We start from the raw sequence: 20,701 nt of genomic DNA, 5'->3' as shown, positions 1-20,701 counted from the left end.
ATGTGGCAAGAATATTTAAGCGTAATTGCACAGGGTATTCCAACCAGCCTTGCGTTAATGGCAGTGGCGTTGGTGATTGGTTTTGTGTTAGCGGTAAGCCTTACTTTCCTGCTCTCAATGGAAAATCGACCAGTAAAATGGCTTGTGAATGGTTTCTTAACGCTATTTACAGGAACACCATTGCTCGTTCAGTTTTTCTTAATTTATTATGGGCCGGGACAATTTGAGTGGATTACTCAAAGTGCAGCGTGGGGATTATTTTCAGATGCTTGGTTCTGTGCGGTATTGGCATTATCACTAAACAGTGCTGCATATACCACATTACTGTTTCACGGTGCGGTAAAAGCTATTCCTAAAGGGCAATGGGAAACCTGTGCTGCATTGGGTTTAAGCCGTTTAGATACGCTCAAAATTTTAATTCCTTATGCACTAAAACGTGCTTTACCCTCTTACAGTAATGAAATTATCTTAGTTTTCAAAGGCACATCGCTTGCTTCAACCATTACGATTATGGATATTATGGGCTACGCTCGCCAATTATATGGCACGGAGTATGATGCTCTTACCATTTACGGAATGGCTGGTGTGATCTATTTAGTGATTACAGGCATTATGACGGTGCTTTTAAGAAAATTAGAAAGTAAAGTATTAGCCTTTGAGCGACTTGAAGTAGAAAAAGCCTAATAAGCTAATATCAATAATAAAGCGGACAAATCAAATACAGATTTGTCCGCTTTTGTTTTATGGATTGCTCATTGCAAAATTTTAGCGAAATTTAACTGCTTGTTGTTATCTCCAAGCCTTAAACTGATTAATCAAGCCATTGGTTGAGCTGTCGTGGCTGGTAATTTCTTCATTATTTTCTAGCTCTGGTAAAATGCGATTAGCCAGTTGTTTACCTAATTCCACACCCCATTGGTCGAAGCTGTAGATATTGAAAATTACACCTTGTACGAAAATTTTGTGTTCGTACATTGCAATTAAGGTACCTAAACTATAAGGCGTGATTTTTTGTACCAAGATTGAGTTAGTCGGTTTATTACCTGTAAACACTTTAAATGGGACAATTTCAGCGACTTCCTCAAGGGTTTTGCCTGCCTCTAAAAACTCTTTTTCTACCATTTCTTTTGATTTACCAAATGCCAGAGCTTCGGTTTGGGCAAAGAAGTTAGAGAGTAGTTTGTTGTGATGATCGCTTAACGGATTATGCGTTTGAGCTGGAGCAATAAAATCACAAGGAATTAATTTAGTGCCTTGATGGATTAATTGATAGAATGCGTGCTGTCCATTCGTACCCGGCTCGCCCCAAATAATTGGTCCTGTTTGATGGGTAACTGGTTTACCATCACGTCCAACAAATTTACCGTTTGATTCCATATTACCTTGTTGGAAATAAGCCGCAAAGCGGTGCATATATTGATCGTAAGGTAAAATCGCTTCAGATTCTGCCCCTAAGAAGTTGTTATTCCAAATTCCCACTAAAGCCAATGTGGTTGGAATATTTTTCTCAATTGGTGTTAATAGGAAGTGCTGATCCATTGCGTGAGCACCCGCAAGAAGTTGCTCAAAGTTTTCAAAACCAAGAGAAAGGGCGATAGATAAGCCAATCGCAGACCAAAGTGAATAGCGACCGCCTACCCAATCCCAAAACTCGAACATATTTGCGGTATCAATACCAAATTTTTCAACCTCTTTCGCATTGGTTGAAAGTGCCACGAAATGTTTTGCCACCGCTGATTCATCTTTCGCTGAATCTAATAACCATTTACGGGCAGAAAGGGCATTGGTCATTGTTTCTTGCGTGGTAAAGGTTTTTGAAGCGACTAACACTAAAGTGGTTTCAGGGTTTAACTTGCGTAATACCTCTGCTATGTGAGTACCATCAACATTCGACACAAAGTGCATATTCAGATGGTTTTTGTAAGGGCGTAGAGCCTCTGTTACCATATAAGGGCCTAAGTCTGAGCCACCAATACCGATATTAATCACATCAGTAATTGCTTTGCCCGTGTAACCTTTCCATTCTCCTGAAATAACACGCTCACAGAAATCTTTCATTTTAGCTAATACGGCATTTACTTCTGGCATTACATCTTTACCATCAACAGCGATTGGCGTATTAGCACGGTTACGCAACGCAACGTGTAAAACAGCACGATCTTCTGTGCGGTTGATTTTCTTACCCGAGAACATCGCATTTTTAGCTGAATCCAAACCGCATTCATTTGCTAATTGGCGAAGTAGGGTAAGGGTTTTGTCATTAATCGCATTTTTAGAAAAATCGACCAGCAATTCGTTTTCAAAACGAAGGGAATATTTATCAAAACGGCTGGCATCTTCAGCGAAAAGTTGAGGAATGGAGAGGTTATCTGCTTTATGCTGAGTTAAAGCATTCCAAGCAAAGGTTTGAACAGGATTGATTTTCTGCATTTTTTATTTCCTTTTACGAATTTACAAATTCAAATCGGTTTAGGATTGAGCATCTTTAGTTAATTCATCAAGACGCTTTTCTAATTCATTTAATTTCTCGCGCGTGCGAAGTAAAACTTGTGATTGAACATCAAACTCTTCACGGGTTACTACATCAAGGCGAGCAAGCTGAGCTTGTAGAATTTGTTTGAATTTTTCATCTAGATCGTTACCTACATTTTTTAGACTTTGGGGTAACGCATTGTGTAATTGTTGAGCAATGGCTTCTAAATTTTTCGGTGAGAGCATTTTAATCTTCCTTTTAATAATCACTTGCTCAATTCTAGTTAATTTTAGGTACAAGAGAAAGTAAATTCTGCAATTTATTGCGATAGTTTATGTGATTTAAATAGCCATTTTACCTAATTCTTTGTAAAATGCCGCCTTTCGCAAAATATAAGCAAAATACAACCGCTTGTATTTGTTATTCCGTGGTTCGAAAACCTCCCACGCAAAAAAACTAAGGACACAAAATGACATCTCAAAACAAAAAAGCCGTTGTGATTTTTTCAGGCGGTCAAGACTCCACCACTTGCTTATTTCAAGCCATTGCAGAATTTGGTAAGGAAAATGTGGAAGTGCTTACTTTCCAATATGGGCAACGCCATTCTATTGAACTTGAAAAAGCTGAATGGATCGCAAAAGATTTAGGCGTGAAACAAACGCTCATTGATACTTCTGTGATTAAAGCGATTACCACCAATGCGTTAATGGATGATAATGCTGAAATCAAACAACAAGGCGATACGCCAAATACCTTTGTTGATGGGCGTAATGCACTCTTTTTACTCTATACTGCTATTTATGCTAAAGGGCAGGGCATTCAAACCATTTTTACAGGTGTATGTGAAACGGATTTCAGTGGTTATCCTGATTGCCGTGATGTGTTTGTGAAATCAATGAATGTAACACTAAATTTAGCAATGGATTACAACTTCAACATTCGTACACCATTAATGTATCTGACTAAAAAGGAAACTTGGGTATTAGCCGATAAATTAGGGGCTTTTGATTATATTCGTGAGCATACCCACACTTGTTATTTAGGAATTGAAGGCGGTTGCCACGACTGCCCGAGTTGCATTTTGCGAGAAAAAGGTTTGAATGAATATTTGGCGGAAAGAGGACAATCCAATGTTTAAAATTGCAAAAGAATTTAGTTTTGATATGGCACATATGCTTGATGGACACGATGGAAAATGCCAAAACCTGCACGGACATACTTATAAATTGCAAGTTGAAGTAGCGGGAGAGCTGTTCCAAGAAGGAGCAAAACGTGGAATGGTGATGGATTATTCGGATCTGAAGGCAATAGTGAAAACCCATATTTTAGATTCAATGGATCACGCCTTTATCTACGATTTACACAACGAACGTGAAAGCCAAGTGGCACAATTGCTTATCGATTTAAAATCGAAAGTTTACGGTATTCCAAGCCGGACGACAGCAGAAGAAATGGCAAAATATATGTTTGAAAAGCTCGAGAAAGTGGGGTTGCCGGTAAGTTTAATTCGCCTGTGGGAAACGCCAACGTCTTATTGTGAGTACAGCAAATAATGGCAGAACTGATTTCTAACCCAAGCTTTCCGATTGTTGAAATTTTGAGAGTTTACAAGGCGAGGGTTTTAACACCGGAATGCCTTCAATTTTTGTGCGTTTTGGCAAATGTAATCTCACTTGCCCGTGGTGCGACACCAATTACAATCAATTTGAGCAATGGACGTTAAATGAGATTCTTGCCAAAGTAAGAAGTTATTCGGCAAAAAATATCATCATCACCGGTGGAGAACCAACTATTCAGCCCAATTTATCGCTATTACTTAATCAACTAAAAAAAGAAGGCTATTTTTTAGCGATTGAAACTAACGGTTTAAAAGAAATACCACCGCAAATTGATTATATAGCAACTAGCCCAAAACGAATGTATCAAGAAAAATATCAACGCCGTTGCATTGAATTTGCTAATGAAGTGCGAGTGGTGGTGGATGGTGAGGTTCAAACGTTTTGTGAGCAATTGGAAAATAAAATTAAAGCAGAGCATTATTACCTTTCGCCTTGTGAAAAAGAGGGAAAAATGAATTTGTTGGAAACCATCACCCAGATTGGGTTATTAAATCAGCGTCCAAATAAGCCTAGATGGCAGCTAAGTATCCAAACGCATAAAATTGTGGGGATTGAGTAAGCAGAAGTTAGAAGATGATTTTCTACAATTTAAAAGACTGAGCCGGTATTATCCAGACTCAGTCTTTTTATTTCAGTTTTAAGCAGAAGATAACTTTTTTATTGTTTCTCGCTAACCATTATAGCTTGCCAGTTCTCGCTTTTTGCTTCACCGATAAAGTATTTTTGGTCGGAATTACCAGCCTTTGAATCAATAAACTTAGTTTTCATAATTGCTTTTTCCATTCCTGGAGTATAGCTTTTTTGATTTTGGGTTAAAATTGCCATAATAATTGGGTTACCCTCTGTTGGTGCAATTTCTAACTGCTTGGTGTTACCAGTAATATTAAAGATATCTGAGTTTCCATCTTTCACTCTTCCAGTTGCTACACCATCTTTAAATTGGATTTCTACATCACCCAATTTGCTGATACGTGCGGCAAATTCTTTAGTATGTGGATTTGAACCATATACAAATCCTTCTTTTTTATGGTAAGTTGCTGTTAATTTATCAGAGATATTATTATTTACTCGTTTCTCATCATACACGACAAAATATTGACTGAATTTATCGGCAGCATCGACAAGCTTTTTGCTATTTGTATCGTTATAGTAGCCATAGAATAGCTCATCGCTACTGCGGATAAGAAAATCGCTAGAGAGTTGTTCAGCATTAATATCAGCCAAATTTAATACGAGAAAATCTTTTTCTTCAATAATTTGTTTACCGCTTACCACATCAAATTTTGGCTTTGTACCGGCTTTATCCACCAAAGTGAATCTACTAAGCTCAAGAGTTTGAGCGTCTTTATTAAGTTTTACTGAACCAATTTTCTCAAAAGAAGCGTCAATTTTTTGTGATTGTGGCTTTGGTATGGGCGGAGCAAGCTCTGTTTGAGGAGCATTTTCTACCTGAGGAGCATTGTGTGCCTGAGGTGCATTTTGTGCCTGAGGTGCATTTTGTGCCTGAGAAGCATTTTGTGTTTCTAGTACTGGTTTGGACGGGCTCGGTGTTGAAGACGAACCTCCGCTACCGCTCGCTCCGCAAGCACTTAAAACTAAGGTTGCAGCAAATGTTAAAATTAATTTTTTATTGAATTTCATTCAGTTATTCCTTAAATATAAAAACGAAACTGCGAGGAGTCTATCACATTTTTTATATAAAATAAGAATGAGTGGTCTGAGGAGTCTTACGTAAACGTTTCTCTAATGAAAATTTTTTAATTATGGGAATATCCACTACTAATTTTGTAGCGATAATGTATTTTTTTAGGAAGATGGAAATGAAAATAGAGAAATAAATAATTAAGAGCTTAAGTTCTGAAAGTCTGCCTTACAGATCCCCTTTTGTTACTAAATCAATATTCAATAATTTAGCGATACCTTGTGATTTACGTTTAATTTCCTGCCATTCCGATTGTGGATCTGACGCCTCTACAATGCCAGCCCCTGCATAAAGCGTAATTGAATTTTGTGAAATTAAGGCAGAACGGAGTGTTACGCAAAATTCGGCTTCATCATTACTCATTACCCCTAAAGTGCCAGCGTACCAATGGCGGGTAAAGGGTTCATTTTCAGTGATAAATTGTTTTGCTTTTGGGCGAGGAAGCCCAGCTACAGCGGCAGTGGGGTGAATACGACTTAAGCAATCACTATCAAAAACACCTTGTTTTAGCGTAGCTTGAATTTGGCGGCGTAAGTGCTGGACATTGTGCAACCGTTTGATTTTCGCTTCAGATACTTTAAATTCAGTAACACAATCGGAAAGATTGCTCTCAATATCATCAACAACTAATTGATTTTCGTGGATATTTTTCGGGTCGCTTAATAGCCATTGTGCATTCAGTTCTGTTTGGGTTTCACTTGGTGTAACTGCTACTGTACCGGCGAGAGCTTCAGTAAAAAATTGCTTGTCTTTGCGTTGATATAAACGCTCCGGGGTTGAACCAATGAACGCAACCTCTGCACTTTCAGCCCAGAGGAAATGGTAGCAACCTTGATTGATTTGGCGACTTTGTGCAATCAGATCATAGCTGCAAATCGGATTTTCAAAATGCAGACGGATGGCGTTTGCCAATACCACTTTTTGAAATTCGCCTTGTCCAATAGCACAAATCGCTTTGTTGATATTGCTTTCCCATTGCTCAAAACTGCTGGCTGCTGCAACGGATTGCAACGGATTATCGGGCAAGCTCAATTCTTCAATATGCTCAAAATTTGCAATAAATTGTGCAAAAACAACCGCTTGTTGCGCCATATTATCGCTATCGAAATAGAAACAAGCGATCAAATTTTGCTGATTTTTTACTAATGTGAATTGAGGCAAAATAAACTGAGTGTAACCTTCAAATTGTAATCCACCGATTAGAGGCAAATTATGTTGTTGAATAAAGGCTTGTGCGGTTTCTAGGGTATGAAATTGACGAATTGCTCCCACAGTTGCAATTGTCTCATCTTTATCACGATATTGTAGAAAAAAGTGTGGATAGTGCTGATTTTGTGCTTTTAACCAACCAAGTAGCGGTAGATTTTCTTCAAATAGTGGTACGGAGGCTTGAATGCTGATTAAGCCTTCTCCTTTTCCTATTTTTGAATAAATTTTTATAAGCTCTTGTTTTAATTGGTTAAAAATAGACATTTGCAAAAGAATGAAAAAATTATACCGCTTGTTTTTAGCTGATTTAAAAAAAGGCCATCATTTTAACGTATTTCCTCTTTTTTTTCCTCTCAAATTAGAGTAATGTTTGCAAATTCATTACAAAGTATCGATTTTTTAAACAATCGTATGCGGAAATAGCAGAATTAATCATATAGGAAGTTAGCAATGGAACGTTTTCCCAAGTCAGATAAATTAGCACAGGTTCGTTACGATATTCGCGGACCAATTCATAAAGAAGCTCTCCGTTTAGAAGAAGAAGGGCATAAAATTTTAAAATTAAATATTGGTAATCCTGCTCCATTTGGTTTTGAAGCACCGGATGAAATTTTGGTGGACGTTATTCGTAATTTACCGAAAGCACAAGGTTATTGCGATTCAAAAGGTTTATATTCAGCTCGTAAGGCGATTGTGCAGTATTATCAATCAAAAGGTATGCGTGGAATGGACGTGAACGATGTTTACATCGGTAATGGTGTTTCTGAGCTGATTACGATGTCGATGCAAGCATTACTCAATGATGGGGATGAAATTTTGATTCCTATGCCTGATTATCCGTTATGGACAGCCGCCTCAACTTTGGCTGGCGGTAAAGCGGTGCATTATCTGTGCGATGAAGAAAATGAATGGTTCCCGGATATTGAAGATATTAAATCAAAAATCACTCCTCGTACAAAAGGGATTTTAGTCATCAACCCAAATAATCCAACGGGTGCGGTGTATAGCCGTCAAATTTTACTTGAAATTGCAGAGCTTGCTCGTCAGCATAATCTGATTATTTTTGCAGACGAAATCTATGAAAAAATTATTTATGATGGTGCGGTTCATCACCACATTGCAGCACTTGCCCCTGACTTATTAACCGTTACTTACAACGGTTTATCAAAGGCTTACCGTGTGGCGGGTTTCCGTCAAGGTTGGATGGTGTTAAGCGGGCCGAAACATCAAGCTAAAGGTTTTATTGAAGGCTTGGATATGCTGGCTTCAATGCGTTTATGTGCGAACACGCCAATGCAGCACGCGATTCAAACTGCATTGGGTGGTTATCAAAGCATTAATGAATTTGTATTGCCGGGCGGTCGCTTATTAGAGCAACGTAACAAAATGCACGATTTATTAGTGCAAATTCCAGGTATTAGCTGTGTGAAAGCGAAAGGGGCGTTGTATATGTTCCCGAAAATTGATACCGAAATGTACGGCATCAAAGATGACCAAAAATTTATTTACGATTTGTTGCAACAAGAAAAAGTCTTATTAGTACAAGGCACGGGCTTTAACTGGCATAAGCCAGATCATTTCCGTGTGGTAACCTTGCCTTATGCACATCAAATTGAAGAGGCAATCGGTCGCCTTGCGAATTTCTTGAAAACCTATCGTCAAGACTAAGTCGAATCTCCCTTTACCCCACTTTATAAAAGCAGGGTTGTAAGTTCTATAATATCAGTAGGGACAGGTCCCGTGCCTGTCCGCTAACGATATTAATTTGGGGGCGGGCACTGGACCCGCCCCTACCTCCGAACATTATTCATTTATTTAGAACTCGACAATCCTCTTTAGAAAAGAGGGGGAGGGGAGATTTGAAAAATTAAAAAATAATTACTTTCTTATCACTATGTTAAAAGGCATTCTTTTATCTCTTTCAGCCTCTGTGTTATTCGGCTGTATGTACTATTTGGCGATCTTTCTAAAACCGCTGGCAGGTGTGAGCATTTTCGGCATTCGTATGCTGGTTACGATCCCTTTTCTTTTCCTTGCCTTATACCTTTTTAAAAAACAAAACGAATTTATTGAATTTCTCCAAAGGCTCAAGCGAGAACCCCATTTATTGCTTGTTATTTTAATTACAGCATCTATTGTGGGCGGGCAGATGTGGCTGTTTTTATGGGCTCCTAATAGCGGCAAAGCGATTGAGGTTTCAATAGGCTATCTATTAATGCCGATTATTATGGTGGCATTTGGCAAAGTGGTCTATAAAGAAACGCTTTCCTTTAATAAATGGTTGGCTATTATTGTGGCTTTCGTTGGTGTGGCGAGTAATATTTTGTTTACCGGAAAAATTTCGATAGCAAGTTTATTTGTTTGCACTGGTTACCCAATCTATTTTTACCTTCGCCGAAAATTTGGCTTAAGTCATTTACATAGTTTTGTGGTAGAAATTGTATATTTGCTCCCTATAGCGTGCTATTTTATCTCTCAAACTGATATGCAATATGTTGAAACGCAAAACCCTAATATTTACTATTTTATTGCATTACTGGGTTTAATTAGTGGCACTGCACTGATTAGCTATACGCTAGCCAGCATGATTTTACCCTTTAATTTGCTTGGTTTATTAGGCTATGTTGAGCCTCTATTGATGTTGGTGGTTTCTTTCTTAATTGGTGAAAGACTTGCAAGTGAATCGTATATCTTAATGATCTGCCTACTCATTTCGATTTTATTTTTGGTGTTAGATGGTATGTTTGCTCTTCGTCAGCAGCGTAAACGTAAATTGAGTGTGAACAATGAGTGATATTGTAAATTATTGGGGATTCTTGACCGCTTGTATTCTGCTAAATCTTACCCCGGGTTCGGATACAATCTATATTTTAACTCGCACTATTGCTGAGGGGAAAAAGTCGGGCTTAATGTCTTCATTCGGCATTCTAGCGGGTATTTTGTGCCATATTCTTGCGGTTTCACTCGGGCTTGCAGGCATTGTGGCACATTCGCCCACTTTATTTAATTTTCTGAAATACGCAGGGGCAATTTATCTCTGCTATCTCGGCATTAAAATGTGGCGAGAGCCGTTGGTGTTAGAGAAAATCAATCTAGACAAACTTCCTCTATGGAAGATATTTCGTCAAGGGTTGATTACCAATCTATTAAACCCGAAAGTATTGCTCTTTTTCTTGGCGTTATTGCCGCAGTTTGTATCCAGTAATTTGGAAAATACCTTTTTACCTTTTATGCTGTTGGGGCTAACGTTTTTATCTACCAGCATTATTTGGGTAAGTATTTTAGTCTTAGCCGCTGCACCTGTTGGGCGTTTTTTACGGCATAATCAAACCTTTGGAAATTGGTTAAATAAAATCTGCGGCTCGATATTTATCGGGCTTGCAATCAAAATTGGTTTAGAGAAGTGAGATTAATCAGAGTGGCACTGAATGTGCCGTTGCATCGTTTTTTTGACTACTTACTGCCTGACGAGCTGAATGCCGGTAAGGGCAGCAGGGTTGTTGTACCTTTCGGCAGGCAAACTAAAATCGGCATTGTGGTTGATTTTCCGCAAACGAGTGATGTGCCAATTGATAAACTTAAACCGATTAAAAACGTATTAGATTTAGATACTCTTTTCGATGATGAAATGTGGCAGCTGCTTACTTGGGCTGCTCGCTATTATCACGCCCCAATAGGCGAAGTATTAAACAGTGCTTTGCCCGTCAAACTTCGTAATGGCGATTCTACCGAACGCTCCCAGCCTGATTATTTTGTGGTAACGGAACAGGGGAGGAAATCCCTAATTATCGGCGAAAACAAAAAAGCGAAAAAACAGGTTGAGCTTTTAACTGAACTTGCCGAATATGCAAAATTTTTTGAAAAACCGACCGTTTGTAGCCCTTCTGCGTGGAAAGGATTATTAGAGAAAGGTTATGTTGAGAAAATTGATGTGCCTTTTATTCCGCAATTGTGGCAACAATCGCTTGGCGAATTGCCGTTAGTGAATATGCAAAATCGTCTCACCTTGAATAAACAGCAAACCTTAGTAGTTAGCCGTTTAAATGTGCAAAATGAGTTTGCTACTTTTTTACTGAATGGGGTAACGGGTTCGGGTAAAACCGAAGTTTACCTGCAATTTATCGAAACCGTGCTAAAACGCAACCGGCAGGTGCTTGTGCTTGTGCCTGAAATTGGACTAACACCACAAACGGTACAACGTTTTAAAGCTCGCTTTAATGTGGAAATTGACGTTTTACATTCCAATATGAATGAAACTGAACGTCTGAATGCGTGGCTTCGAGCTAAAAATGGCGAAAGTGCGATTGTTATCGGTACACGTTCCGCCCTCTTTACTCAATTTAAGAAATTGGGGGCGATTATTTTGGACGAAGAACACGACAGCTCATTCAAACAACAAGATGGCTGGCGTTACCACGCACGGGATTTGGCGGTGGTTAGAGCCAAAAATGCCAATATTCCCATTGTGCTAGGCTCAGCCACACCAAGCCTTGAAAGTCTGCAAAATGTGCAGAATGGAAAATTTACTGAGTTGGAACTGACCGCCCGAGCAGGGAATGCACAAATTGCTCATCAGCACATTATTGATTTAAAAACTCAAAGAATTACCGCAGGCTTGTCTGAACGCTTACTTTCAATGATGAAACATCATTTAGAGCAAGGCAACCAAGTGATGTTGTTTTTAAATCGAAGAGGCTTTGCCCCTGTGCTGCTTTGCCACGAATGCGGCTGGATTTGCGAGTGTGAGGCGTGTAACAAGCCTTTTACTTATCATCAAAAACAGCGTGTGCTACGTTGTCATCACTGTGCGACACAAAAAGTGATCCCTCGCCAATGTGGGCATTGTGGCTCAACCAATTTGATTACCACAGGTGTTGGTACAGAACAGCTTGAGCAAGTGCTTAATGAGCAATTCCCCACTTATCAAGTAACCCGAATTGATCGTGATTCCACTTCACGAAAAGGCTCATTAGAAAATCATTTGACTGATATTCGAGAGGGGAAAAGCCAAATTTTAATTGGTACGCAAATGTTGGCAAAAGGGCATCACTTCCCAAATGTTACGCTGGTGGCGATTGTCAATGTGGATTCAGCCCTTTTCTCCACCGATTTCCGGGCGGAAGAAAAACTGGCTCAACTTTACTTGCAAGTAGCAGGCAGAGCAGGGAGAGCAGAGAAAAAAGGCGAAGTGGTACTACAAACGCACTATCCAGAACACCCATTACTCAAAACCTTGCTAGAACAAGGCTACAGCGAATTTGCCAAAGAAGCCCTAAAAATGCGACAAATAATGGCATTACCACCGTTTTCTTCCCAAGTGCTATTTAAAGCGACAGGAAAAAATAACGAGCAAACGTTAAAACTACTTGAACAATTGGCGGAGTATTTTCAACAGAAAATCCAGCAACAAAATTGGCAAGGTTTCCAACTTATCCCCCCATTTTCTGCTCCAATGGCAAAGAAAGCAGGGTTTTACCGCTGGTTGTTGTTACTCCAACACCCAACCAGAAATGCTTTGCAACAGCTACTTGATTGGTTTGATCAAGAAAAAGAGGGTTTAGATATTCCTACGAATATTAGACTAAGTTTGGATATTGATCCGCAGGAGATTGGGTAAAAAGAAAATAAGCAAGCGGTTGATTTTCTATGTTTTTTACAAAGTGATAAGGCAGGGTTTAACCTGCCTTATTTGTTATCTACCCTCCTTCCAATACCCAATCCATTCTTTCAATGCCAGCATATTGCTATTCATTGCCCCTGCTTGTGGGATAAAGAGCATAAAGTTGAGCTTGTAATGGTTGGGAGTATCGCCTGAGCCAACACTTGCAGGTAACACTTCAAACCCTTGTTGGGTAAAGAGCATTTTTGCTCGTTTCATATGCCATTGGTTGGTTACTAGAATAATTTTATTGATGTTCTCTTTTTCTAAAATTTCACGGCTGAAAATCGCATTTTCTTTAGTGGTTTTCGCCTCATTTTCCAGCCATTTGGTTTCAATATTAAAGAATGTTTTAAATTCCTCTGTCATCACTTTTGCTTCAGAAGTACCGTTTGGGCTGCTGCCGGTGGCTAAAATGGGTAAGCCGGTTTCTTTATGTAAGTAGGCAGCATAACGCATTCTTTCTAATGGAATGCCTGTAATTGCGAGTTTACCAAATAACTCTTGGCTATCTCGCAATCCTCCGCCTAATACCACGATGGCTTGGGCTGTTTTGTATTTCTCGATAGTTGGCTCTTCCCCTTCAAGTAAGGAATAGCCTAACTTTTGTGAGGTATAAGGAATACTGAAAATATATAGAATAGCAATGCCAAGAAAGGCAAAAAAATAGGCTGAATATTTATAGCCTATAGCGAAGAGAATTAATGCCAGCAGCCACAATAGAATAATATTAAATGGCGGTAGGATCATTGCAGTAATGAGTTTAATTAGTTCAAACATAAAATTGATTTATCGTAAAGATGGGTAAATAAGTATTTATTTTCCTAGATTATCGGCAAATTGTCTATTTTTCCGTATGGAAAAGTATTAATACACTCCATTTGGAGAGTGTTCCTGATAGATAAAGAAGAGAGGAATTAATATGCAACAGCGATCTACAAAAGAAAAAGTGATTTTAATTGGTGCGGGTGGTTATGCAAAATCGGTACTAGATTCACTCGATTTTGAGCAATATGAATTCTGTGGTTTTATTGATAATTTTAAGCCTGAAGGCAGTAAGCATTTAGGGTATCCTGTTCTCGCATCAGCAATACAAGATTTTGCAGAACATGAGAATTATAGTTATTTTATTAGTATTGGCGATAATGCACACTGTTTGGAGAAATTTTTTAAATTGCAACAACTGGGATGTAAAATTATTAATGTGGTAGATAAAACTGCATTGGTATCAAAAAATTCTACTCTCGGAATTGGCGTATTTGTCGGCAAAATGGCGATTTTAAATAGTGGCGTAACAGTGGGGGATAATGTGATTATTAACACCAAATCGCTGGTTGAACACGGCTGTTTTATCGGCCATCACTGCAATATTTCAACCAATACGACACTGAATGGCGATGTGATTGTCGAAGATTATGTGTTTGTAGGTAGTTCGTCTGTGATCAACGGTCAGTTAAGAATTGGTGAAAGTGCATTAGTTGGCTCTGGTGCGGTCGTAATTAGAAATGTAGAGCCTCGCACTGTGGTGGCGGTTGTTCCTGCAAAATATATTAAGGATATAAAATAATGGCAAATGTATTTATTGTGGCAGAAATCGGTTGTAACCATAATGGCGACCCTGCTTTAGCCAAAAAAATGGTGGATGTAGCAAAAGAGTGCGGTGTTGATGCGGTTAAATTCCAAACTTTCAAAGCAGATAAATTGATTTCTAAATATGCCCCTAAAGCAGAGTATCAAAAAGTAACTACAGGTACGGCAGATTCTCAGTTAGAGATGACGCGTAAATTAGAGTTGCCTTATGATGAATTTGTAAAATTAGAAGCCTATGCTCGTTCACTTGGTTTAGAAGTGTTTTCTACGCCATTTGATTTTGAATCGATTGATTTCTTAGCAAGCCAACAACAAAAAGTTTGGAAAATTCCATCAGGTGAATTAACCAATTTGCCATATTTAGAAAAAATTGCTCGACTCCCGATTGAAGGTAAAACCATTGTGATTTCAACGGGAATGGCAACCATTGAAGAAACTAAAGCCTCACTAAAAGTATTAGAAGGTAATGGTGTGGCGAAAAAAGATATTACCATTTTACATTGTAATACTGAGTACCCAACCCCTTACGAAGATGTGAACCTAAACGCCTTCCATCAACTTAAGCAAGAGTTCGGCGAATATAGCTTAGGTTTTTCCGATCACTCAGCGGGCTATTTTGCAGGCTTGGCGGCAGTGCCTTATGGCATTACCTTTATTGAAAAACATTTTACGTTAGATAAAAACTTTGAAGGCCCAGATCATAAAGCTTCTGTTACGCCAGATGAACTGAAATTATTATGTGAAGGCATTCGTGCGGTAGAGAAATCACTTGGTTCTTCCGAAAAGTTAGTAACAAACTCTGAAGCTAAAAATAAAATTGTGGCGAGAAAATCCATTATTGCGGCTCGTCCAATTCAAAAAGGTGAAATTTTTACAGTAGATAACATTACAACCAAACGCCCAGGCAATGGCATTAGCCCGATGTTCTGGTATGATGTGTTAGGAAAAGAAGCGCAACACGATTTTGAAGAAGATCAACTTATTCAAGATTCTCGTTTTGCAAATCAGATGTAATGGCATATAGTGATGGGGCGAAAGCTCCATTATTTTTAGATAACAAGCGGTCAAATTTATGAAAAAAATTGCAATTATTACAGCCCGTGCTGGCTCAAAAGGCTTACCAAATAAAAATGTATTGTTGGCAGATGGTAAACCCCTAATGGCTTATTCGATTGAAGCGGCGATTGAGTCTAAGCAGTTTGATAAAATCATTGTGAGTACAGATTCGCAAGAATATATTGATTTACTCTCTCATTATCCGATTGAATTTATCAAACGTGCCGAGCATTTAGCCAGTGATAAAGCGAGTTCGTTTGTGGTAATCGAAGATGTATTAAATCAATATAAATACGTTGATTTTGACTATTTTGTGCTACTTCAGCCAACATCGCCGTTAAGAACCGCACAGCATATTCAAGAATGTTGCGAGAAGTTTGAGCGTAACTTTGATAAGTTTGATTTCATCGTATCGGTATCTGATGCCCATAAACCGACTACGCTTACCCGTGTGATTGAAGAAGATGAAAGTTTAAAACACTTCCAGCTGGATTATTCAAATTATGCACGCCAGCTTTATCGCCCTGAATATTCGCCAAATGGTGCAATTTTTTCGGCAAAACCGACCGCTTACCTAGAGCAAAAGCACTTCTACGGAGCGAAATGTCTTGCCTATTTTATGGATAAAGATGTTTCGATTGATATTGATGATCGCCAAGATTTTGAGTGCTTCTACTTTATTCTGCAACAACGCAATAAAGAAAAAATCTTGCTTGAAACCATCAAGCGTTCAATTTTAATGAAAAAAGAGAATTTCAACGAAGTCAAAGAAATTGCACTTATCGGTCACTCTATTATTGAGTATTGGCATATTGAACATTTAAACGGCAAAGCAGTCAATAATTTAGGCATTGCAGGTATTTCAACAAAAGAATATAACGAGCTGATTTTAGATAAAGGTTTAATTTCGGCTTTACCGAAAGAAGTGGTATTGATGTTTGGTACAAATGATCTTGTTCGCCAAGGTTGGAGCGATGAGAAAATTCTTGCGGACATCAATCATTTAATTAATCGATTAAAAGCAATCCGTGCCGATATTGAGATTTCATTCTTAGAAATTACCCCAACGGCATTTAGGGCAGATCGCAATAACAATGACATTCGCTTGTTAAATCAATATCTGAAAGATAATTTATCGGTAAAATGGATTGGGTTGGATAAAGCCTTTAGTGATAAATACGGCAAGTTAGATCTCAATTACAGTGATGACGGCTTACACTTAAATGCAAAAGGTTACGAAAAATTAACCGCTATTTTGGAAGAAGAATTAAAGTAAATGAAAAATATCGCATATATTACAGGCTCGCGTGCAGAGTACGGCATTGTTAAGCGTTTATTAAAAAAATTAGAGCAAGATCCCGAGCTTAATTTCTCGCTTGTGGTAACCGCAATGCACCTTGCTCCGCAATATGGCAACACAGTTACTGTGATTGAACAAGATGGATTTGAGATAGCCGCTCGCATTCCGCTTACCTTAAATAGTGAAAATAATCAAACGATTATTCACTCTATGGCGGAATGTTTGGATAAATTCGGTGAGCATTTTCAACAACATAAATATGATGCGGTTATTGTGTTAGGTGATCGCTATGAAATGTTAGCTGTGGCAACAGCGGCGGCAATGCATAATCTGCCTCTTATTCATTTGCACGGTGGCGAGCAAACTTTAGGCAATTATGATGAATTTATTCGCCACTGCATTACCAAAATGTCTAAATTGCATTTAACTTCAACGGAAGAATATAGACAGCGTGTGATCCAAATGGGTGAATTGCCAGAAAATGTAGTGAATACTGGCTCGCTTGGGGCAGAAAATAGTTTAGGCTTAGTGCTGCCAATCAAAGCGGAATTAGTTGAGCAGTTAGGCATTCCAAACACACCGTATTTCTTGGTGGTTTTCCACCCTGAAACTTTAACGGATGTATCAGTATTAGATCAAATTGAGGCACTTTTAAATGCCTTTGAGCAGTTTAAAGACAAATACCAATTTGTGTTTATCGGCTCAAATTCAGATACCAATTCTGAGCAAATTTACGCCCGTTTTAAAGCCTATACCGACGAAAACCAATTTAAGTTTTTCACCTCTGTAAAACCAGAGGAATATTTAGCCTTGATTAAATATTCTCAAGGCTTAATTGGCAATAGTTCATCAGGCTTGATTGAAGCTCCGAGCTGTGGTGTGGGAACACTTAATATTGGCAATCGCCAGCAAGGAAGAGTGCGTGGCGAAACAGTTATTGATGTAGAAAGCAATGAACAGTCCATTGTTCAAGGCATTGAAAAATTAATTTCTGCAGAGTTCCAAAACCGCTTGTCTGAGATGACTAATCCATATTTTCAAGACAACGCAATGGAAAAGGCTTACAATGCCATCAAAAAATTCTTGGCGGATAGCAAAAACAGCCAGCCGAAAGGATTTTATGATGTGAGCTTTTAACAAGCGGTCAAAAAATTAGAATAATTTTCAATTATGAAAGCAGTTAAAGACAGCGTTATTTACTTAATCGGGGAATTGGCTTCTAAGTCAATTCCTTTCTTGCTCTTACCCTACTTCTCCCGAAAATTAGGGGTGGAAGGCTATGGGGAGCTTTCTTATTACCAAACGTTCTCCGCCTTGTTTGTGATTTTTATCGGGCTTAGCCAAGATGGAGCAGTAGCCCGCTATTTCTATTTCTATGGCAAACGTTCGCTCAATTTAGTACTGACAACGGGATATTTATACACGCTTTTTGCAACGAGTATTATTCTATTAGGCTGTTGGTATTTTAAATCTGAAATCATTGCTTATGTGGCGATAGGGGCGATGTTTCAATCCTTTTTGAATGTGCAATTAAGCGTTAGGCAGTGCCAAAAACAGGCGGTTTCTTATACAACCATTCAGTTAATATCCGCTGTTTTTTCAGCAGTTATTACTGTTGCGATGATGGAGTATTTTAAAACAGATTTGGTTGAAAAGCGGATTTTGGCGATTTTAATCAGCAATGCGTTAGTCTTTTTCATCGCTTACCTGCTTTATGCTAAAAAAAGCAAAATAAAAAAATTAAGCATTACTCGCTATAAAACCGCCCTATTTTATTTAATGGGCTTTGGTTTGCCGTTAATTTTGCACCATTCAAGCATTTTCTTAAAAGGGCAGCTAGATCGTATTTTTATTTTCCATAAATTTAGCGAAGCAGATTTAGGCTTATACGCAATGGGTGCGCAAATTGCATTTATTTTAGCTATTGTCATTCAAGCCTTAAATAAAGCAACGCTCCCATATTTTTATGAGGCATTAAAACAGAAAAGAATTAATGTGAGCCATATTCATAAATGGGCGTTTTATGCGTTATTTATTGTGCCAATTCCTGCACTTGTGGTGTGGCTTATTCCTGAAGAAGTGGTAGTATGGATTTTAGGTAACCAATTTGTAGGCACAAAATATTATATAATTCTCTTTTTAATTGCGACAATGCTTGTTGTGCCTTATTTAATTTTAGTAAATTACTTATTCTTTTATGGCAAGAATAAGCTTATTTCGCTTTGCTCTATTTTATCGACCATTTTCTATTTGGTCGCTTTATTTGCTTTAACCTTTACCCAAATAGAATATATTCCTTCTGCAGCCATTATTGGAGCAGTGGTAATTATTCCAATTCTCTATGTAATGACTGCGAGAGTAGGAAAAACAGTATGAATTTAATTATTTGTTGTACCCCTTTGCAGGTGTTGATTGCAGAGAAAATCATTGAAATACACCCGAATGAGCCATTTTTCGGCGTAATGCTCTCAACGGTTAAAAATGCGAAATTTGATTTCTACCAAGCTCGCTTGGAGAAAAAATGCCAACAATTTTTTACAATGCAACAACATAGCGAGCGTATTCAGCTATTAAAAGAAATTCTTTATCTAAAATCGAACTTTGGTGGTAAACAATTTAATAAAGTATTTCTAGCGAATATTAATGAGTTAGAAATTCAATTTTTGCTTAGTGCGATTAAATTTAATGAGCTAAATACCTTTGATGACGGCACAGCAAATATTGTAAAAAGCAGCCTCTTCTATAAAGAAGAAAATATAGGGCTAAACCGTAAATTAATTAATCTGTTTTTAGGGAATAAATACAGTTTAGAAAAACTGAAAAATTTATCTAAAACACACTATACAATTTATAAAGATTTTTCCAATATTATTGAAAATACAACTTACCTTGATCTAATCAGTTCAAATAAAGTCGCTAATATAGATACTGAAAATGGTAATGCAATAAACATTTTGCTCGGTCAGCCAATTTTTGAGCGAGAAGATGAGAAAAACATCGCTTTAGCAGAGAAAGTGATTAAAAAGTTTGATATTGATCTCTATCTACCTCACCCAAGAGAAAAATATAAACTCAATAATGTAGAATACATTAATACTAATCTAATTTTTGAAGATTATATTATACAAGAATTTAGCCATAAAAAATGTAGAGTCTATACTTATTTTAGTAGTGCGGTGATCAATATTTTAAATAAAAGTAACCATATTGAAGTGGTAGCATTAAGAGTGAATGTAGATAATCCTGCTTATATTGAGAGCTATGAATTGCTTGAAAAATTAGGCGTTCATATTGTTGATATTAGAGAATAAAATGAAGAAATATTTAATTTCATTAGAAAAAGATGAAAAAAGACGAGAGCTTTTTTTCTCTCAACCTAATACGGCAGATTTTGAAGTCTTTAGTGCCATTAATACGATGAGTAGTGATTGGGAAGCCTTAAATACCCGTTTTGATTTAGCAAAATTTGAGCAACATTATGGGCGTAAAACCACGAAAGGCGAAGTAGGCTGTACATTAAGCCATTTATCTGTTTATCAAAAAATAACAGAAGATAGTACAATTCAAAATGATGATTACTGCCTTGTGTGTGAAGACGATGTGTTATTTGCGCCAGACTTTCAAAAGCATATTGACGCTTTATTAGCACAAAATTTAAAAGCCGATATTATTTTAGTTGGCCAATCTAAAATCCCTAGTTTCAATGATGTAGAATTAGAAATTAATTATCCAACCACCTTTGGTTTTTTACAAAAACAGATTGGTAATAGCCAATATAAATATGCTTACCCTTACCGTAATTATTTTGCCGGCACAGTTGCATATTTAATTAAAAAATCGACAGCTTGTAAGTTTTTAGCACAATGCTTAACAACTCGCCCTTACTGGCTTGCTGATGATTTTATTTTATTTGGTAATAAATTCAAATTAGATGTGTTAATTGTTCGCCCATTAATGGCGATTGAAAACCCTGTTTTAATCAGTAATTTAGAAGATTTACGCGGTTCACTCAATAATAATTTATTTAAAAAAGCAATGAAATACCTGCTTAAAAAGTTATTAGCGATTAAACGTAATCTTAGCTCATAAAATT

The 20,701-nt window shown here is 37.7% G+C and carries 19 protein-coding genes, 1 pseudogene and 1 riboswitch; of the genes and pseudogenes, 15 read left to right on the top strand and 5 right to left on the bottom strand.

The window, feature by feature from the left end:
- Positions 1–684, top strand: a complete 684-nt coding sequence (artM, locus tag ACERCF_RS00220; RefSeq protein ID WP_373610454.1) for an arginine ABC transporter permease ArtM — start codon at positions 1–3, stop codon at positions 682–684.
- Positions 685–789: 105 nt separating this feature from the next.
- Here the strand turns inward: artM and pgi are convergent, their stop codons facing one another.
- Positions 790–2,430: a glucose-6-phosphate isomerase gene (gene pgi / locus ACERCF_RS00215; protein ID WP_373624209.1), complete on the bottom strand. Its 1,641-nt coding sequence runs from the start codon at positions 2,428–2,430 to the stop codon at positions 790–792.
- 39 nt (positions 2,431–2,469) lie between these two features.
- Positions 2,470–2,718: a ubiquinone biosynthesis accessory factor UbiK gene (gene ubiK / locus ACERCF_RS00210; protein WP_373610456.1), complete on the bottom strand. Its 249-nt coding sequence runs from the start codon at positions 2,716–2,718 to the stop codon at positions 2,470–2,472.
- A gap of 176 nt (positions 2,719–2,894) precedes the next feature.
- Positions 2,895–2,939: riboswitch (PreQ1 riboswitch) on the top strand.
- Between the two features lie 3 nt (positions 2,940–2,942).
- On the opposite strand from ubiK, the gene queC reads away from it, so the two are divergent.
- From queC to ACERCF_RS00195, 3 genes and pseudogenes are all read left to right on the top strand, one after another.
- Positions 2,943–3,611, top strand: coding sequence for a 7-cyano-7-deazaguanine synthase QueC (queC, locus tag ACERCF_RS00205; protein WP_373624207.1), 669 nt, complete (start codon positions 2,943–2,945; stop codon positions 3,609–3,611).
- Entirely contained in the window at positions 3,604–4,026 is a 423-nt protein-coding gene (gene queD, locus ACERCF_RS00200) for a 6-carboxytetrahydropterin synthase QueD (RefSeq protein WP_373624206.1), read from the top strand. The genes queC and queD overlap by 8 nt, the downstream gene beginning before the upstream one ends.
- Positions 4,026–4,651, top strand: a pseudogene (locus ACERCF_RS00195) (7-carboxy-7-deazaguanine synthase QueE). The gene queD and the pseudogene ACERCF_RS00195 overlap by 1 nt, the downstream one beginning before the upstream one ends.
- 98 nt (positions 4,652–4,749) lie before the next feature.
- On the opposite strand, the gene ACERCF_RS00190 reads toward ACERCF_RS00195, so the two are convergent.
- Together ACERCF_RS00190 and ACERCF_RS00185 are read right to left on the bottom strand one after the other, a co-directional pair.
- Entirely contained in the window at positions 4,750–5,733 is a 984-nt protein-coding gene (locus ACERCF_RS00190; RefSeq protein ID WP_373624205.1) for a hypothetical protein, read from the bottom strand.
- A gap of 229 nt (positions 5,734–5,962) precedes the next feature.
- Complete coding sequence (locus tag ACERCF_RS00185) at positions 5,963–7,267, bottom strand: isochorismate synthase (protein ID WP_373624204.1); 1,305 nt, start codon at positions 7,265–7,267, stop codon at positions 5,963–5,965.
- A 186-nt stretch (positions 7,268–7,453) separates the two neighbouring features.
- Between ACERCF_RS00185 and ACERCF_RS00180 the strand changes: the two genes are divergently transcribed.
- From ACERCF_RS00180 to priA, 4 genes are all read left to right on the top strand, one after another.
- On the top strand, positions 7,454–8,671 hold the full coding sequence (locus ACERCF_RS00180; RefSeq protein ID WP_334238778.1) for a pyridoxal phosphate-dependent aminotransferase: 1,218 nt from the start codon (positions 7,454–7,456) through the stop codon (positions 8,669–8,671).
- A gap of 226 nt (positions 8,672–8,897) precedes the next feature.
- Positions 8,898–9,797 (top strand): EamA family transporter RarD, encoded by a 900-nt coding sequence (rarD, locus tag ACERCF_RS00175; protein WP_373624203.1) that lies wholly within the window; start codon positions 8,898–8,900, stop codon positions 9,795–9,797.
- Positions 9,790–10,410: a LysE family translocator gene (locus ACERCF_RS00170; RefSeq protein ID WP_021280142.1), complete on the top strand. Its 621-nt coding sequence runs from the start codon at positions 9,790–9,792 to the stop codon at positions 10,408–10,410. The genes rarD and ACERCF_RS00170 overlap by 8 nt, the downstream gene beginning before the upstream one ends.
- Positions 10,407–12,620, top strand: coding sequence for a primosomal protein N' (priA, locus tag ACERCF_RS00165; RefSeq protein WP_472853088.1), 2,214 nt, complete (start codon positions 10,407–10,409; stop codon positions 12,618–12,620). Before ACERCF_RS00170 ends, priA begins: the two co-directional genes overlap by 4 nt.
- Before the next feature lie 75 nt (positions 12,621–12,695).
- On the opposite strand, the gene ACERCF_RS00160 is transcribed toward priA, so the two are convergent.
- Positions 12,696–13,442, bottom strand: coding sequence for a YdcF family protein (locus tag ACERCF_RS00160; RefSeq protein ID WP_373624202.1), 747 nt, complete (start codon positions 13,440–13,442; stop codon positions 12,696–12,698).
- Between the two features lie 142 nt (positions 13,443–13,584).
- Here ACERCF_RS00160 and ACERCF_RS00155 point away from each other — a divergent pair, with 142 nt between their 5' ends.
- Genes ACERCF_RS00155 through ACERCF_RS00125 form a run of 7 tightly spaced genes read left to right on the top strand, consistent with a single transcriptional unit; the run spans position 13,585 to position 20,697 of the window.
- Positions 13,585–14,229, top strand: a complete 645-nt coding sequence (locus tag ACERCF_RS00155; protein ID WP_373624201.1) for an acetyltransferase — start codon at positions 13,585–13,587, stop codon at positions 14,227–14,229.
- Complete coding sequence (neuB, locus tag ACERCF_RS00150; RefSeq protein WP_373624200.1) at positions 14,229–15,266, top strand: N-acetylneuraminate synthase; 1,038 nt, start codon at positions 14,229–14,231, stop codon at positions 15,264–15,266. The genes ACERCF_RS00155 and neuB overlap by 1 nt, the downstream gene beginning before the upstream one ends.
- A 58-nt stretch (positions 15,267–15,324) precedes the next feature.
- Entirely contained in the window at positions 15,325–16,584 is a 1,260-nt protein-coding gene (locus ACERCF_RS00145) for a cytidylyltransferase domain-containing protein (RefSeq protein WP_373624199.1), read from the top strand.
- On the top strand, positions 16,585–17,745 hold the full coding sequence (gene neuC, locus ACERCF_RS00140) for a UDP-N-acetylglucosamine 2-epimerase (RefSeq protein WP_373624198.1): 1,161 nt from the start codon (positions 16,585–16,587) through the stop codon (positions 17,743–17,745).
- 33 nt (positions 17,746–17,778) lie between these two features.
- Positions 17,779–18,984, top strand: coding sequence for an oligosaccharide flippase family protein (locus ACERCF_RS00135; RefSeq protein WP_373624197.1), 1,206 nt, complete (start codon positions 17,779–17,781; stop codon positions 18,982–18,984).
- Complete coding sequence (locus ACERCF_RS00130; RefSeq protein WP_373624196.1) at positions 18,981–19,919, top strand: glycosyltransferase family 52; 939 nt, start codon at positions 18,981–18,983, stop codon at positions 19,917–19,919. Before ACERCF_RS00135 ends, ACERCF_RS00130 begins: the two co-directional genes overlap by 4 nt.
- A gap of 1 nt (position 19,920) precedes the next feature.
- Complete coding sequence (locus tag ACERCF_RS00125) at positions 19,921–20,697, top strand: glycosyltransferase family 25 protein (protein ID WP_373624195.1); 777 nt, start codon at positions 19,921–19,923, stop codon at positions 20,695–20,697.
- Positions 20,698–20,701 lie beyond the last annotated feature (4 nt).

The sequence above is a fragment of the Mannheimia kashgarensis genome, from assembly GCF_041807705.1.
GTDB lineage: Bacteria > Pseudomonadota > Gammaproteobacteria > Enterobacterales > Pasteurellaceae > Mannheimia.
Note: the sequence above shows the minus strand (reverse complement) of the source record. Positions and strands in the feature narration are given on the sequence as shown.

Coding starts and splice junctions, on each gene's coding strand:
- artM (WP_373610454.1), top strand. CDS start 1: ATGTGGCAAGAATATTTAAGCGTAATTGCACAGGGTATTCCAACCAGC.
- pgi (WP_373624209.1), bottom strand. CDS start 2,430: ATGCAGAAAATCAATCCTGTTCAAACCTTTGCTTGGAATGCTTTAACT.
- ubiK (WP_373610456.1), bottom strand. CDS start 2,718: ATGCTCTCACCGAAAAATTTAGAAGCCATTGCTCAACAATTACACAAT.
- queC (WP_373624207.1), top strand. CDS start 2,943: ATGACATCTCAAAACAAAAAAGCCGTTGTGATTTTTTCAGGCGGTCAA.
- queD (WP_373624206.1), top strand. CDS start 3,604: ATGTTTAAAATTGCAAAAGAATTTAGTTTTGATATGGCACATATGCTT.
- ACERCF_RS00190 (WP_373624205.1), bottom strand. CDS start 5,733: ATGAAATTCAATAAAAAATTAATTTTAACATTTGCTGCAACCTTAGTT.
- ACERCF_RS00185 (WP_373624204.1), bottom strand. CDS start 7,267: ATGTCTATTTTTAACCAATTAAAACAAGAGCTTATAAAAATTTATTCA.
- ACERCF_RS00180 (WP_334238778.1), top strand. CDS start 7,454: ATGGAACGTTTTCCCAAGTCAGATAAATTAGCACAGGTTCGTTACGAT.
- rarD (WP_373624203.1), top strand. CDS start 8,898: ATGTTAAAAGGCATTCTTTTATCTCTTTCAGCCTCTGTGTTATTCGGC.
- ACERCF_RS00170 (WP_021280142.1), top strand. CDS start 9,790: ATGAGTGATATTGTAAATTATTGGGGATTCTTGACCGCTTGTATTCTG.
- ACERCF_RS00160 (WP_373624202.1), bottom strand. CDS start 13,442: ATGTTTGAACTAATTAAACTCATTACTGCAATGATCCTACCGCCATTT.
- ACERCF_RS00155 (WP_373624201.1), top strand. CDS start 13,585: ATGCAACAGCGATCTACAAAAGAAAAAGTGATTTTAATTGGTGCGGGT.
- neuB (WP_373624200.1), top strand. CDS start 14,229: ATGGCAAATGTATTTATTGTGGCAGAAATCGGTTGTAACCATAATGGC.
- ACERCF_RS00145 (WP_373624199.1), top strand. CDS start 15,325: ATGAAAAAAATTGCAATTATTACAGCCCGTGCTGGCTCAAAAGGCTTA.
- neuC (WP_373624198.1), top strand. CDS start 16,585: ATGAAAAATATCGCATATATTACAGGCTCGCGTGCAGAGTACGGCATT.
- ACERCF_RS00135 (WP_373624197.1), top strand. CDS start 17,779: ATGAAAGCAGTTAAAGACAGCGTTATTTACTTAATCGGGGAATTGGCT.
- ACERCF_RS00130 (WP_373624196.1), top strand. CDS start 18,981: ATGAATTTAATTATTTGTTGTACCCCTTTGCAGGTGTTGATTGCAGAG.
- ACERCF_RS00125 (WP_373624195.1), top strand. CDS start 19,921: ATGAAGAAATATTTAATTTCATTAGAAAAAGATGAAAAAAGACGAGAG.